The organism is Streptococcus oralis (genome assembly GCF_018448765.2).
GTDB classification, from domain to species: Bacteria; Bacillota; Bacilli; order Lactobacillales; family Streptococcaceae; genus Streptococcus; species Streptococcus oralis_BM.
Genome location: NZ_JAHCMC020000001.1, coordinates 692,784 through 707,511 on the forward strand (window position 1 = coordinate 692,784; position 14,728 = coordinate 707,511).

General features: G+C 42.8%; 13 protein-coding genes. 10 read left to right on the plus strand and 3 right to left on the minus strand.

The genetic code is table 11. From position 1 onward, the window contains the following. Nucleotides 1-455: 455 nt before the first annotated feature. Complete coding sequence (locus KIH88_RS03370; RefSeq protein WP_213988409.1) at nt 456-2,762, plus strand: DNA translocase FtsK; 2,307 nt, start codon at nt 456-458, stop codon at nt 2,760-2,762. A gap of 43 nt (nt 2,763-2,805) precedes the next feature. On the opposite strand, the gene KIH88_RS03375 is transcribed toward KIH88_RS03370, so the two are convergent. After that, nucleotides 2,806-3,231, minus strand: a complete 426-nt coding sequence (locus KIH88_RS03375) for a DUF6556 family protein (protein ID WP_213988410.1) — start codon at nt 3,229-3,231, stop codon at nt 2,806-2,808. 137 nt (nt 3,232-3,368) lie between these two features. Between KIH88_RS03375 and KIH88_RS03380 the strand changes: the two genes are divergently transcribed. The 9 genes from KIH88_RS03380 (at nt 3,369) to KIH88_RS03420 (ending at nt 12,343) form a co-directional block, all read left to right on the plus strand. Continuing rightward, on the plus strand, nt 3,369-4,511 hold the full coding sequence (locus tag KIH88_RS03380; RefSeq protein ID WP_213988411.1) for a cysteine desulfurase family protein: 1,143 nt from the start codon (nt 3,369-3,371) through the stop codon (nt 4,509-4,511). A gap of 8 nt (nt 4,512-4,519) precedes the next feature. Then, nucleotides 4,520-5,734 (plus strand): tRNA uracil 4-sulfurtransferase ThiI, encoded by a 1,215-nt coding sequence (gene thiI / locus KIH88_RS03385; RefSeq protein ID WP_213988412.1) that lies wholly within the window; start codon nt 4,520-4,522, stop codon nt 5,732-5,734. A gap of 135 nt (nt 5,735-5,869) precedes the next feature. Beyond that, nucleotides 5,870-6,694, plus strand: a complete 825-nt coding sequence (locus KIH88_RS03390; protein ID WP_084947634.1) for an alpha/beta hydrolase — start codon at nt 5,870-5,872, stop codon at nt 6,692-6,694. A gap of 20 nt (nt 6,695-6,714) precedes the next feature. Continuing rightward, nucleotides 6,715-7,455 (plus strand): esterase family protein, encoded by a 741-nt coding sequence (locus KIH88_RS03395; protein ID WP_213988413.1) that lies wholly within the window; start codon nt 6,715-6,717, stop codon nt 7,453-7,455. A 12-nt stretch (nt 7,456-7,467) separates the two neighbouring features. Next, nucleotides 7,468-8,634: an ATP-grasp domain-containing protein gene (locus KIH88_RS03400; protein WP_213988414.1), complete on the plus strand. Its 1,167-nt coding sequence runs from the start codon at nt 7,468-7,470 to the stop codon at nt 8,632-8,634. A 156-nt stretch (nt 8,635-8,790) separates the two neighbouring features. After that, the gene (gla, locus tag KIH88_RS03405) at nt 8,791-9,660 is read left to right on the plus strand and encodes an aquaglyceroporin Gla (protein ID WP_000348119.1); all 870 of its coding nucleotides are present in this window, start codon (nt 8,791-8,793) and stop codon (nt 9,658-9,660) included. A 111-nt stretch (nt 9,661-9,771) separates the two neighbouring features. Further along, a complete protein-coding gene (locus tag KIH88_RS03410) occupies nt 9,772-10,497 on the plus strand; it encodes a CppA N-terminal domain-containing protein (protein WP_213988415.1) in 726 nt (241 codons plus the stop codon). After that, entirely contained in the window at nt 10,494-11,429 is a 936-nt protein-coding gene (locus KIH88_RS03415) for a serine hydrolase domain-containing protein (protein WP_213988416.1), read from the plus strand. The genes KIH88_RS03410 and KIH88_RS03415 overlap by 4 nt, the downstream gene beginning before the upstream one ends. 8 nt (nt 11,430-11,437) lie before the next feature. After that, the gene (locus KIH88_RS03420) at nt 11,438-12,343 is read left to right on the plus strand and encodes a DMT family transporter (RefSeq protein WP_213988417.1); all 906 of its coding nucleotides are present in this window, start codon (nt 11,438-11,440) and stop codon (nt 12,341-12,343) included. 41 nt (nt 12,344-12,384) lie between these two features. On the opposite strand, the gene KIH88_RS03425 is transcribed toward KIH88_RS03420, so the two are convergent. Together KIH88_RS03425 and rsmG are read right to left on the minus strand one after the other, a co-directional pair. Beyond that, complete coding sequence (locus tag KIH88_RS03425) at nt 12,385-13,668, minus strand: uracil-xanthine permease family protein (RefSeq protein ID WP_000808282.1); 1,284 nt, start codon at nt 13,666-13,668, stop codon at nt 12,385-12,387. Between the two features lie 305 nt (nt 13,669-13,973). Then, the gene (gene rsmG / locus KIH88_RS03430; protein WP_213988418.1) at nt 13,974-14,687 is read right to left on the minus strand and encodes a 16S rRNA (guanine(527)-N(7))-methyltransferase RsmG; all 714 of its coding nucleotides are present in this window, start codon (nt 14,685-14,687) and stop codon (nt 13,974-13,976) included. Nucleotides 14,688-14,728 lie beyond the last annotated feature (41 nt).

The following is a 14,728-nucleotide window of genomic DNA, read 5'->3' on the forward strand; positions in this document are numbered from 1 at the left end:
GAAAAGACCTTCTCACAAAAATGTGAAAAAGTCTGTTTTAGGGCTTGACAAAAAATACGCTTGATTACATAATCAGCGTGAGCTGTGAGCTGTGAGCTGTGAGCTGTGAGCTGTGAGCTGTGAGCTGTGAGCTGTGAGCTGTGAGCTGTGAGCTGTGAGCTGTGAGCTGTGAGCTGTGAGCTGTGAGCTGTGAGCTGTGATTGCTTTCATACCAATCGTTCCTTTACTTTTACTTTTTGATAGTTTTATTATATCAAAATTTCAGAATTTTGCATATCTTCTTTTTCTGATGAACAGTCAGGTAGATCGTAAAAGCTAGCCAAAAGATGTTCTGAAATTGCTTAGGGAGTGAAACCATGGGTAAGAAAATTTTATTTGAATCTCTTAATACTGAACTATCCAAGAAGAATATTGACCTTTTTCGAAATGGCTGTGAAATATGATATAATAGAAGAATGGCAAACAAGAATACAAGTAAAACAAGACGGAGACCGTCTAAAGCAGAACTCGAAAGAAAACAGGCTATCCAGAGGATGTTGATTTCCTTAGGAATTGCCTTATTGTTGATTATTGCAGCTCTCAAGCTTGGTGCTGCGGGTATCACCCTTTATAATCTCATTCGACTGTTAGTCGGAAGTTTAGCTTATGTGGCTATAGGTGGCCTCCTCATCTATCTTTTTCTTTTTAAATGGATACGCAAGCAAGAGGGGCTTCTGTCAGGATTTCTCTGTATCTTCGCTGGCTTGCTCTTGATTTTTGAGGCCTATCTTGTCTGGAAGTTTGGTTTGGAGCAGTCAGTTCTAAAAGGGACCTTGGCTCAAGTTATGACGGATCTGACTGGTATCCGGGTGACTAGCTTTGCTGGTGGAGGTCTGCTAGGTGTTGGACTTTATATCCCCATATCCTTTCTTTTCTCCAATATCGGATCGTACTTTATTGGAGTTCTTTTGATTCTAGTTGGGGCTCTCTTGGTCAGTCCTTGGTCTATTTATGATGTTGCAGCCTTTATTGGAGCTCAGTTTAGATCCTTCATGGAAAAACAGGAACAGAGAAAACAGGAACGCTTCATCAAGAGAGAAGAAGAGAAGGCTCGTCAAGAAGCTGAAGAAGCAGCTAGAATCAAGAGAGAGCAAGAAGAACAGGATGTACTACCGCTTCCTCCTGTAGATCCTGAAACTGGAGAAATCTTACCAGAAGTTCCAGACTATGATCTTCCACCAATTCCTGAAAAAGAATGGAGTGAACCCGAGATTATCCTTCCTCAGGCTGATTTTGAAGTTCCAGACGAGAAAGAAGATTTTGAGGATGAAGAGGTGCAGGTTGATTTTTCTGCCAAGGAAGCCCTCGAATACAAGCTACCAAGCTTGCAACTCTTTGCGCCAGATAAACCCAAAGATCAGTCCAAGGAAAAGAAGATTGTTCGAGAAAATATCAAAATCTTAGAAGAAACCTTTGCCAGCTTTGGTATCAAGGTGGCGGTTGAACGAGCTGAAATTGGACCATCAGTTACCAAGTATGAAGTCAAACCAGCAGTAGGTGTACGGGTTAACCGCATTTCCAATCTGGCAGACGACTTAGCGCTAGCTCTAGCAGCCAAGGATGTTCGGATTGAGGCTCCAATTCCTGGTAAATCCCTAGTCGGAATCGAAGTGCCTAACTCTGAGATTGCAACCGTCTCCTTCCGTGAACTCTGGGAACAGTCTCAGACTAAGCCAGAAAATCTCCTCGAAATTCCTCTAGGAAAGGCGGTTAATGGAACTGCTCGCACCTTTGACCTTTCCAAGATGCCCCACCTACTCGTTGCAGGTTCGACAGGATCAGGGAAGTCAGTCGCAGTTAATGGTATTATCGCGAGCATTCTCATGAAGGCAAGACCCGACCAGGTCAAGTTTATGATGGTCGATCCTAAGATGGTTGAGTTATCGGTTTACAATGATATTCCCCATCTCTTGATTCCAGTTGTGACCAATCCACGCAAGGCCAGCAAGGCTCTGCAAAAGGTTGTGGATGAGATGGAAAACCGTTATGAACTCTTTGCTAAGGTTGGAGTACGAAATATCGCTGGCTACAATGCTAAGGTCGAGGAATTTAATAGCCAGTCTGAGTACAAACAAGTACCGCTGCCTTTAATTGTTGTCATTGTAGATGAGTTGGCAGACCTCATGATGGTGGCTAGCAAGGAAGTGGAAGATGCCATCATTCGTCTCGGACAGAAGGCGCGTGCCGCAGGGATTCACATGATTCTCGCAACGCAACGTCCATCAGTCGATGTTATCTCTGGTCTTATCAAGGCCAATGTCCCCTCTCGTGTGGCTTTTGCAGTTTCATCGGGTACAGATTCACGAACCATCTTGGATGAAAATGGAGCTGAAAAACTGCTTGGTCGAGGAGACATGCTCTTTAAACCAATCGATGAAAATCACCCAGTCCGTCTGCAAGGATCCTTTATCTCAGATGACGATGTCGAGCGCATCGTAAACTTCATCAAGGCTCAGGCGGATGCAGACTACGATGAGAGTTTTGATCCAGGTGAGGTTTCTGAAAATGAAGGAGAATTTTCAGATGGTGAAGCTGGCGGCGATCCGCTTTTTGAAGAAGCTAAGGCTCTGGTTATCGAGACGCAGAAAGCCAGTGCCTCGATGATTCAGCGTCGTTTGTCAGTTGGATTTAACCGTGCGACCCGCCTTATGGAAGAACTCGAAATGGCAGGTGTCATCGGTCCAGCTGAGGGAACCAAACCACGAAAAGTATTGCAACAATAAAAAATAGCTTCTTTCCAAAGCTGGAAGGAAGCTATTTTAGTAGTTATTGATTGCTTTTGTTTTCGGAACTAGTCGTTTTGGACGAGTTTCCACTATCAGTTGTTTCTTTTGTTGAGGAAGGTGTAGAAGAATCCTGAGTTGTTGTTTTCTTCTCTTCTTTTTGCTCCTCCTTTTTATTGGATTGAGGAGTTTCTTCCTGCAAGGTATTTTCTTTAGTGGAAGTGTTGTCCTTGTTAGGAGTAGTATTCTCCTGAGGGGCTTCTTTTTGAATTTCCTTGACAACAGTTGTTTGGGTTGTCGTCGGTTCTTTTTTGTTGTTTTTGTTATTGTCCATGGCGTTCATGATGGTGATAGTAGCGGTGATTAGGCCAAGGATACTACCGATGGTAGCAATCGTTTTTTGAAAGACAGTAAACCCCTTTTTGATATGCTCAGTTTTTGGTTTTGAAGTTCTATGATAGTTAGACATGATACTCTCCTTTAATTATGATTTATTATACCTCATTTCTTTAAAAAAATCTTAAAAAAAGAGGAATTGCCCTTTCTTGTCGCAAGCTTCTTTTCATGATACAATAGAATAAGTGATTTTAGAAAGCGTGAGAAAACATGATCTACTTTGATAATTCGGCAACGACCAAGCCTTATCCTGAAGCACTTGAAACTTATACTCAGGTCGCTTCGAAAATTGTAGGAAATCCATCCAGTCTCCATCGTTTGGGAGATCAGGCGACACGAATTTTAGATGCTTCCCGTCAGCAAATTGCAGATTTGATTGGTAAGAAGGGTGATGAAATCTTCTTTACCTCTGGTGGAACAGAAGGAGATAACTGGGTCATCAAAGGTGTGGCCTTTGAAAAAGCCCAGTTTGGCAAGCACATCATCGTATCAGCCATTGAACATCCAGCAGTTAAGGAATCAGCCCTCTGGCTGAAAAGTCAAGGTTTTGAGGTAGATTTTGCTCCAGTTGATGAGAAAGGGTTTGTGGATGTTGAGGCTCTAGGAGCTTTGATACGACCTGATACGACCCTCGTCTCCATTATGGCAGTAAACAATGAAATTGGGTCTATTCAGCCTATTGAGGCTATCTCAGAACTGTTGGCAGACAAGCCAACTATTTCCTTCCATGTTGATGCAGTTCAGGCACTCGCTAAGATTCCGACTGAAAAATATCTGACAGATCGAGTGGATTTTGCGACCTTCTCGAGTCATAAGTTTCATGGTGTTCGAGGAGTTGGCTTTGTCTATATCAAGTCTGGTAAAAAAATTACGCCTCTGTTGACTGGTGGTGGTCAGGAGCGAGACTATCGTTCGACAACTGAAAATGTGGCAGGGATTGCAGCGACAGCCAAATCTCTCCGTTTATCTATGGAAAAGTTAGATATCTTTGCTAGTAAGACAGGGCAGATGAAGGCAGTCATTCGTCAAGCCCTTCTGGATTATCCAGATATTTTTGTCTTTTCAGATGAGGAAGACTTTGCCCCTCATATCCTGACTTTTGGGATTAAGGGTGTTCGTGGTGAAGTCATCGTTCACGCATTTGAAGACTATGATATTTTTATTTCCACAACCTCTGCTTGTTCATCCAAGGCAGGAAAACCCGCAGGCACCTTGATTGCCATGGGAGTCGACAAGGATAAAGCCCAGTCAGCTGTGCGCCTAAGTCTAGATCTGGAAAATGATATGAGTCAGGTCGAGCAGTTTTTGACCAATCTAAAATTAATTTACAATCAAACTAGAAAAGTAAGATAGGAGCATTTATGCAGTATTCAGAAATTATGATTCGATACGGAGAATTGTCAACCAAGGGCAAAAACCGTATGCGGTTCATCAATAAACTTCGCAATAACATTTCGGACGTTTTGTCCATCTATCCCCAAGTTAAGGTAACTGCTGATCGCGACCGTGCTCACGCTTACCTGAATGGAGCCGACTACACAGCAGTTGCAGAATCTCTCAAACAAGTCTTTGGGATTCAAAACTTTTCTCCTGTTTATAAGGTCGAAAAATCTGTAGAAGTTCTGAAGTCTTCTGTCCAAGAGATTATGAAAGATATCTACAAGGAAGGCATGACCTTTAAGATTTCTAGTAAGCGCAGCGACCACAACTTTGAACTCGACAGTCGTGAACTCAACCAAACACTTGGTGGAGCAGTATTCGAAGTTATTCCAAATGTCCAAGCTCAAATGAAAAATCCCGATATCAATCTTCAGGTGGAGATTCGTGAAGAGGCTGCCTACCTATCCTATGAAACCTTCCGTGGAGCAGGAGGATTACCTGTGGGAAGTTCTGGTAAAGGTATGCTCATGTTGTCAGGAGGGATTGACTCACCTGTAGCAGGTTATCTAGCCCTTAAACGAGGGGTAGATATCGAGGCGGTTCACTTTGCTAGCCCACCTTACACGAGTCCAGGTGCTCTCAAAAAAGCCCAAGATTTGACCCGTAAATTGACCAAGTTTGGTGGCAATATCCAGTTTATCGAGGTGCCTTTCACAGAGATTCAAGAGGAAATCAAGGCTAAAGCGCCAGAAGCCTACCTCATGACCTTGACACGCCGTTTTATGATGCGGATTACCGATCGTATTCGTGAGGTACGAAATGGTTTAGTTATCATCAATGGGGAAAGTCTTGGTCAGGTGGCAAGCCAAACCCTGGAGAGCATGCAGGCTATCAACGCTGTGACCAACACCCCTATCATCCGCCCTGTGGTTACTATGGATAAGTTGGAAATCATTGACATCGCGCAGGAAATCGATACCTTTGAAATTTCAATCCAGCCGTTTGAGGACTGCTGTACTATTTTTGCACCTGATCGTCCTAAGACCAATCCTAAGATTAAAAATGCGGAGCAGTATGAAGAACGCATGGATGTTGAAGGTTTGGTTGAGCGAGCAGTAGCTGGGATCATGATTACTGAGATTACACCTCAAGCTGAAAAAGATGAAGTGGATAACTTGATTGACAATCTCCTCTAATCAGAAGATCCAGAAGAATTCAGAAAAATAAATGAAAAAGTTAGTTTTTAATCCAAAAATGGAAGCAAAACTGACTTTTTTTCTATTTTTATGGTATAATGAGATAAAATTTTGAATATAGAGAGTTTTCTGACAATGAATCATTCCTACTTTTACTTAAAAATGAAAGAACACAAACTCAAGGTACCTTATACAGGAAAGGAGCGTCGTGTGCGTGTTCTCCTGCCAAAGGACTACGAGAAAGATACAGACCGTTTTTACCCTGTTGTTTACTTTCATGACGGGCAAAATGTCTTTTACAGCAAGGAGTCCTATATCGGCCATTCTTGGAAGATTATTCCAGCCATTAAGCGGAATCCTGATATCAGTCGCATGATTGTTGTTGCTATTGACAATGATGGCATGGGACGGATGAATGAGTATGCGGCTTGGAAGTTTCAAGAATCTCCTATCCCAGGGCAGCAGTTTGGCGGTAAGGGTGTGGAGTATGCTGAGTTTGTCATGGAGGTGGTCAAGCCTTTTATCGATGAGACCTACCGTACCAAAGCTGATCGCCAGCATACGGCTATGATTGGTTCGTCTCTAGGAGGCAATATTACCCAGTTTATCGGACTAGAGTACCAAGATCGAATTGGTTGTCTAGGTGTCTTTTCATCTGCTAACTGGCTTCACCAAGAAGCCTTTAACCGCTATATCGAGCGTAAGAAACTGTCGCCTGATCAGCGTATTTTCATCTATGTAGGAACAGAAGAAGCGGATGATACGGACAAGACCCTCATGGCTGGCAATATCAAACAAGCCTATATCGACTCATCGCTTCGCTATTACCATGATTTGATTGCAGGTGGAGTAGGCTTGGATAATCTTGTCTTGAAAGTTCAGTCTGGCGCCATCCATAGTGAGATTCCATGGTCGGAAAATTTACCAGACTGTCTCCGATTTTTTGCAGAGAAATGGTAAGTTAGGAAAGGAGAAAGCCAATGCATATTGAAAACCTCAGCCACTGGAGTGGTCACCTCAACCGTGAAATGTACCTCAACCGTTATGGACATGCTGGGATTCCAGTTGTTGTTTTTGCTTCATCTGGTGGCAGTCACAATGAATACTATGATTTTGGCATGATTGATGCCTGTGCCTCCTTTATCGAGGAGGGGCGCGTCCAGTTCTTTACTCTCTCCAGCGTTGACAGTGAGAGCTGGTTGGCTACTTGGAAAAATGGTCATGACCAGGCGGAGATGCATCGTGCCTACGAACGCTACGTGATTGAGGAGGCCATTCCTTTTATCAAGCACAAGACAGGTTGGTTTGATGGCATGATGACGACAGGTTGCTCGATGGGGGGCTACCATGCACTTAATTTCTTCCTCCAGCATCCAGATGTCTTTACCAAGGTGATTGCCCTCAGTGGTGTTTACGACGCGCGTTTCTTTGTTGGCGATTACTTCAATGATGATGCTATTTACCAAAACTCACCAGTAGATTATATCTGGAATCAAAACGACGGATGGTTTATCGACCGTTACCGTCAGGCAGAAATCGTCGTCTGTACGGGCCTTGGTGCTTGGGAACAAGACGGTCTACCATCTTTCTACAAGCTCAAAGAAGCCTTTGACCAGAAACAAATTCCAGCCTGGTTTGCTGAATGGGGACACGATGTCGCCCACGACTGGGAATGGTGGCGTAAACAAATGCCCTATTTTCTTGGACACCTGTATCTATAAAAGGAGTTGCCTATGAATTACCTTGTTATTTCTCCCTACTATCCACAAAACTTCCAACAATTTACCATCGAGCTAGCCAATAAAGGCATCACCGTTTTGGGAATTGGTCAGGAGCCTTACGAGCAACTAGATGAACCTTTGCGTAATAGTCTGACCGAGTATTTCCGTGTAGACAATCTTGAGAATATAGACGAAGTCAAACGTGCAGTAGCTTTTCTGTTCTACAAGCATGGCCCAATCGACCGCATCGAGTCCCACAATGAATACTGGCTTGAACTGGACGCAACACTTCGTGAGCAATTCAATGTCTTTGGAGCCAAACCGGAGGATCTCAAAAAGACCAAATATAAGTCTGAGATGAAGAAACTTTTCAAAAAAGCAGATGTCCCTGTGGTACCTGGAGCTGTTATCCAGACGGAAGCAGATGTGGACCAAGCAGTTGAGACGATTGGCCTACCAATGATTGCCAAACCTGACAATGGAGTGGGAGCGGCAGCCACCTTTAAGTTGGAAAGTCAGGAAGATGTGGACCGGTTCAAAGAAGAATGGGACCATTCAACCGTTTATTTCTTTGAGAAATTTGTCACTTCTAGCGAAATCTGTACCTTTGACGGACTTGTGGACAAGGATGGCAACATCGTCTTTTCAACGACTTTTGATTATGCCCATACACCGCTTGATCTCATGATTTACAAGATGGACAATTCCTACTATGTGCTTAAGGATATGGATCCCAAACTGCGCAAGTATGGTGAGGCCATAGTCAAGGAATTTGGAATGAGAGAACGCTTTTTCCATATCGAGTTCTTCCGTGACGGGGACGACTACATTGCCATTGAGTACAATAACCGTCCTGCAGGTGGTTTTACCATTGACGTTTATAACTTTGCTCATTCCATGGACCTTTATCGTGGCTATGCAGCTATTGTCGCAGGTGAGGAGTTTCCAGCATCAGAGTTTGAACCTCAATACTGTTTAGCTACATCACGCCGTGCCAATGCCAACTATGTTTATTCAGAGGAGGACCTTCTCGCCAAATACAGCCAGCAATTCAAGGTCAAGAAAATCATGCCAGCAGCCTTTGCAGAGCTACAAGGGGACTACCTTTATATGCTGACTACTCCGAGTCGCCAAGAGATGGAGCAGATGATTGCGGACTTTGGTCAGCGTCAAGAGTAACGAAAAGGATGAAAGGAGTTTGACTTCTTTTGTCCTTTTCTTAAAGATAAGTTAAATAAAGCGTTTTCCATAGATTCTTTTAGAAAATCGGTTGCTAAAAGGTCTAAAAATTGATAGAATAAGGATTGTCTAAAAAAATTAAGGAGAATCTATCAAATGGATTTTACATGGGCTATTAAATATGCCACTGAATTTTTGGGAACTGCCATTTTGGTCATTCTTGGTAATGGTGCAGTTGCTAACGTTGAACTTAAAGGTACGAAAGGTCACCAAAGTGGCTGGCTCGTTATCGCGGTTGGTTACGGTATGGGGGTTATGATCCCAGCCTTGATGTTCGGTAATGTATCTGGTAACCACATCAACCCAGCTTTCACACTTGGACTTGCTGTGAGTGGACTTTTCCCTTGGGAACAAGTACCATATTACATCCTTGTGCAAGTTTTAGGAGCGATTTTTGGTCAAGCTATGGTCGTTGCAACTCACCGTCCTTACTACTTGAAAACAGAGAATTCTAATAACATTTTGGGTACTTTCTCAACGATTTCAAATGTTGATCACGGTACAAAAGAATCACGTTTCGCAGCAAGTGTAAATGGTTTTATCAATGAGTTCGTCGGTTCGTTTATTTTGTTCTTTGCAGCCCTAGGAATGACTAAAAACTTTTTTGGTGCAGAAGTAATGCAATACATGAAGCAAATGGCAACGCAGGCTAATCAAACAGTTGACTTCTCTGAATTAGCTATTAAGGCTCAAATAGCACCACACACAGCAGCAGGTCTTTCAGTTGCTCATTTAGGGCTTGGTTTCCTAGTAATGGCCTTGGTAACTTCACTCGGTGGACCTACTGGACCTGGTTTGAACCCGGCTCGTGACTTTGGACCACGTCTTCTTCACGAACTCCTTCCAAAATCAGTTCTTGGTCAACACAAGGGTGATTCAAAATGGTGGTATGCATGGGTTCCGGTTGTAGCTCCAATTGCAGCGGGAATTGCAGCAGTAGCACTATTCAAACTACTTTACCTATAAGAAACGAAACTGGGGAAACCCAGTTTTTTTCTTGGAAAATTTTCTAATTTAAACAAATATGGCTTGTAAAATATTCTAAAATCCTTTAAAATAAAAGAGTTGGAGGAACTTATGGATGTGAATGAGATTGTTCGGATCATTCCGACTTTGAAAGTTAATAATCGAAAATTAAATGAGATATTTTATATTGAAACTCTAGGAATGAAACCCTTACTAGAAGAGTCTGCCTTTCTTTCATTAGGCGACCAGACGGGTACGGAGAGATTGATTTTAGAAGAGGCTCCAAGCATGCGAACTCGCAGAGTTGAAGGACTTAAGAAGCTAGCTAGGCTCTTGATAAAGGTTGAGGATCCTTCCGAAATCGAGGCCCTTCTTTCTCAAATGAAGTCTCTTCCTCTCTTGTTTAAAGGAAGTCGTGGATATGCTTTTGAGATTGTTTCTCCTGAAGAGGATGTGATCCTTGTTCATGCAGAAAATGATATAAGAGATTTGGTTCCACTGGAAACTGTTCCTGAATTTTATTCAAATACAGGTATAAAATACTTGAGCCAATTTGAGGTTTCTATGGAGTTGCGTTTGCCTGAGGGGACAGAGAGCTTACTTGATCCCGAAGGAGTAGCGCCAGCAATCACCTTTACTAAAGGACAAGGACCAGATTTGGCTGTTGAAAACAATGTCACTTGGGACCTGACGATGTTAAAATTTTTAGTAAGAAATTTTGATCTAACCAGCCTTCGTCAGAAATTTGAAAAGACAGGTTACTTTGTCCCTAAGTCTGAAAAATTCTTCCTTGGTAAAGATACCAATAACATTGAATTGTGGTTTGAAGAAGCATGAAGTTGGAAAAAATTCTAAGAAAAATAGAAAATCAAATCGAGGCAGGGATTTATCCCGGGGCCTCTTTTGCGTATTATAAGGATGGTGAATGGAAAGAGTCTTATCTAGGATTGAGTGATCCAGAACGGGGTTTGAAGACAGAAAGCGGTTTGATTTATGATCTGGCTAGTGTGAGTAAGGTTGTGGGAGTGGGGACGGTTTTTACCTTCTTGTGGCAGCAGGGCAAATTAGATATTAATCGACCGGTGACGGATTTTTTACCGGAGTGTGATTATCCTGATATCACTATACGGCGACTTCTGACTCATGCAACAGACTTAGACCCCTTTATTCCAAATCGGGACAGGTTAAGTGCAGAGGAATTGAGAAAAGCCATGTTTCACCTCAACAGACGAAGTCAGCCAGCCTTTCTATACTCGGACGTGCACTTTTTACTCCTGGGCTTTGTTTTGGAAAAAATCTTTAAACAAGACTTGGATCAGATTATAGAAGAACAAGTTTTGGAACCATGGGGGATGAAGGAAACAATGTTTGGTCCTGTTGAGCAAGCTGTACCAACAGTGAGAGGAGTAGAGGCCGGAATTATTCACGATCCCAAAGCTCGTCTATTAGGGAAGCACGCTGGAAGTGCTGGTTTGTTTTCGACTGTTAAGGATTTACAGATCTTTCTGGAACATTACTTGAAAGATGAATTTGCTGTAGATTTGAGCCAAAATTTTTCTCCCTTAGATGATAAGGAGCGTTCCCTAGCCTGGAATCTGGAAGGAGCTTGGCTCGACCATACGGGTTATACAGGTACCTTTATTATGTGGAATCGGGAGAAGCAGGAAGCGGCTATCTTTCTATCCAACCGAACGTATGAGAAGGATGAGCGTGCCCAGTGGATAGTCGATCGAAATCAAGTGATGGAAATGATTCGTCAAGAGGAGTAGGGAGAAGCATGTCAAAAACCGTAAAAGGAACTCTGTATACAGTAGTGGCAGGGATTGCTTGGGGCTTGTCTGGAACCAGTGGCCAATACCTGATGGCACACGGGATTTCTGCTCTAGTCTTGACTAATCTGCGGCTTATCATTGCAGGTTTGGCACTGGTAGTCTTATCCTATATGACTGCAAAGGATAGACTCTATGCTTTTTTAAAAGACAGAAAAAGCCTTTTATCTCTGTTGTTGTTTGCCTTGTTTGGACTTTTCTTAAACCAGTTTGCCTATCTTTCTGCCATTCAGGAAACCAATGCTGGCACGGCGACAGTTCTCCAGTATGTATGCCCCGTTGGGATCTTGGTTTATACTTGTATCAAGGACAAGGTGGCGCCTACTCTGGCTGAGATTATTTCAATTGGTTTAGCAATTGGAGGAACGTTTCTTATCGCGACGCATGGGGAACTTGACCAGTTGTCTGTCACAGCTGCTGGACTTTTCTGGGGCCTCTTTTCTGCCCTAACCTATGCCCTCTATATTATCCTTCCCATCGCTTTGATTAAGAAGTGGGGCAGTATTTTGGTGATTGGTGTTGGGATGGTTATTTCTGGTGTAGTGGCTATTCCTTTCACAGGAGTTTTACAGGCCAGCATACCGACTAGCTTAGATTTTCTCTTTGCATTTGCTGGGATTATCATTATCGGAACGGTCTTTGCCTATACAGCTTTTCTAAAAGGAGCTAGTCTGATAGGCCCTGTTAAGTCTAGTTTGCTAGCCTCGATTGAACCCATTTCAGCTGTTTTCTTTGCCTTTCTGATTATGAAGGAACAGTTTTATGCGATTGATTTTGTCGGTATGGCCATGATTTTACTAGCCGTGACCATTATTTCATTGAAAGATTTACTACTGGAAATAAAGAGTAAGTAAAAAAATCCACTCAATCGAGTGGATTTTGTGTGTATAGATGATTAGTCTTTATTTTCGTGTGGCAAAATCAAGTTTAAGATAATTCCTGTCATAGCTGATAGAGCAGTACCTGAAAGTGTAACGGGGCCAAGTTTGAGGATGGCCCCACCAAGTCCAAGTACCAACATGGCACTTGCGATGATGAGGTTACGCATTTGACTGAAGTCAACGCGCTCTTTAATCAAAACTTTTAGACCGTTGCTGGCGATAACTCCGTAGAGAAGGATGGACATACCACCAAGCACAGCATTTGGAATGGTTGAAATCAAGGCAGTGAATTTACCTAGGAAGCTAAGAGCAATGGCGATAAAGGCCGCGTTACGGATAACAGAGACAGAAGCGATACGAGTCATCCCGATAACTCCTGTATTTTCTCCGTAAGTCGTATTAGCTGGTCCACCGAGGAAGGCGGATACAGATGTCGCGATACCGTCACCGAGAAGAGTACGGTGAAGTCCTGGTTCTTTCAGGAATTGACGGCCACAGATTTGGCTTAAAACTGTGTGGTCTCCGATGTGTTCTGAAATGGTTACAATAGCGATTGGCAAGATGGCGATTGTTTCAGGACCGAAGTACAAGTTGTACTCTTTAAAGGCTCCACCTGTACTAAATGGCAAGTAGAAACCAGGAATTTCAAACCAATTGGCTTGAAGGACTGGGGTAAAGTCAACCAAACCAAGCATCATAGCGAAGATGTACCCACCGATGATGGCAAAGAGGAAAGGAATGATACGAAGGAAACCTTTTCCTTTTGTATTGATAAAGGCGGCAATCAAGAATGTAACAACGGCTACAAGGGCGTTTTTCCAGTTTCCGTCTGCTACGAGTCCAGCATTCGTTACAGCAGAACCAGCAAGACCAAGACCGATAACGATAATCATAGGTCCGATAATGATTGGGGGCAAGAGTTTATCAATCCATTTCGTACCTGCAAAACGAACACTTGCTGCTACAAGAACATAGACCAAACCAGTCAAGATTACCCCCGTTTGAGCAGCAGATACATCGCCCCCCATTTCTTTCATGGCTAAAGACATAGCCGTGATAAAGGCGAATGAAGAACCTAGGTAAACTGGAACCTTAAAGCCAGTAGAAATCATGTAGATAAGTGTTCCAATACCGGATGCAAAGAGAGCAACCGATACGGGCATTCCCAAAATTAAGGGAACGAGAATGGTTGCGCCAAACATGGCAAATACGTGCTGGAAGCTTAGAAGAATACCTTTACCAGCAGAAGGACGTTGATCAACGTCTAGTAACAAGTCAACAGTTGATTCCTGTTTCATAAAAACCTCACTTTTGGGCACCAAAAAAGAGCCCATTATTTTGCAGCAATAGGCCCTCAGAGTAAGACTTTTTAAAAAATAGCTATCTTTTAAAAATTTATATAAATCTGCGCCTTCGTCACCTCACAGGATGACATTAAAAACCTTTGCTTAGGATAGTATAGCAGAAAAAATTCGTTTTGTAAACGAATTTTTCCCGAGCCGAGAAATGCGAAAGCGAGGAATGATTTTGTAAATCATTTTTTTTCGAGCCCAGAAATAGGAGAGCGAGGTCCGTTTTGTAAATCATTTTTTTACTAAAAAAATTAAAGTGGGCGTTTGTTTGGCATGCCTGCCTTTCTTGGGTACTTGTTAGGCGTCTCCTTTTTCTTTTCGACCACAGTGATGTAGCGCGGATCTCCATTTGGCAGGGCATAGCTGAAGTTGTCCTCTAACTTGCTAAAAAGGAGATTGAGAGCATTCTTGGCTTCAGATAATTCCTCAGGAGCATTGCTGGCCTTGAGTGCCAAGAGTTTTCCGCCGACTTTAAGATAGGGAATGGTCAATTCAGACAAGATCTGCATACGGGCAACCGCACGAGCCGTCACCACATCAAACTGGGCACGGAAGTTCTTGTCTTGAGCAAAGTCTTCTGCTCGTCCATGGTAGAAGTGAACACCATCCAAATCCAACTCTTGAGCCAAAAGCTGAAGGAAGTTGATGCGCTTATTGAGCGAATCAATGATGGTCACATCTAACTGAGGATAGAGGATTTTCATGGGTAGACTAGGAAATCCTGCCCCAGCCCCGATATCAAGAAGTTTGATAGTTTCATTAGGAATCAAACCTTGAAGGATGGGTGCAATCGAATCATAAAAATGTTTAAGATAAACTTCTTCTTTGTCTGTAATAGCGGTCAGGTTAATCTTTTCATTCCACTCGACCAAGAGTTCAAAATACCGTTCAAATTGTTCTTTTTGCTGGTCTGAAAGTGAAAGGTTTTGCTCCGCTAGCAAGTCGTAAAATGTTTCTGGTTTCATAGTCGTTTCCTTCTCTAGTATCATCTTATTTTACCATATTC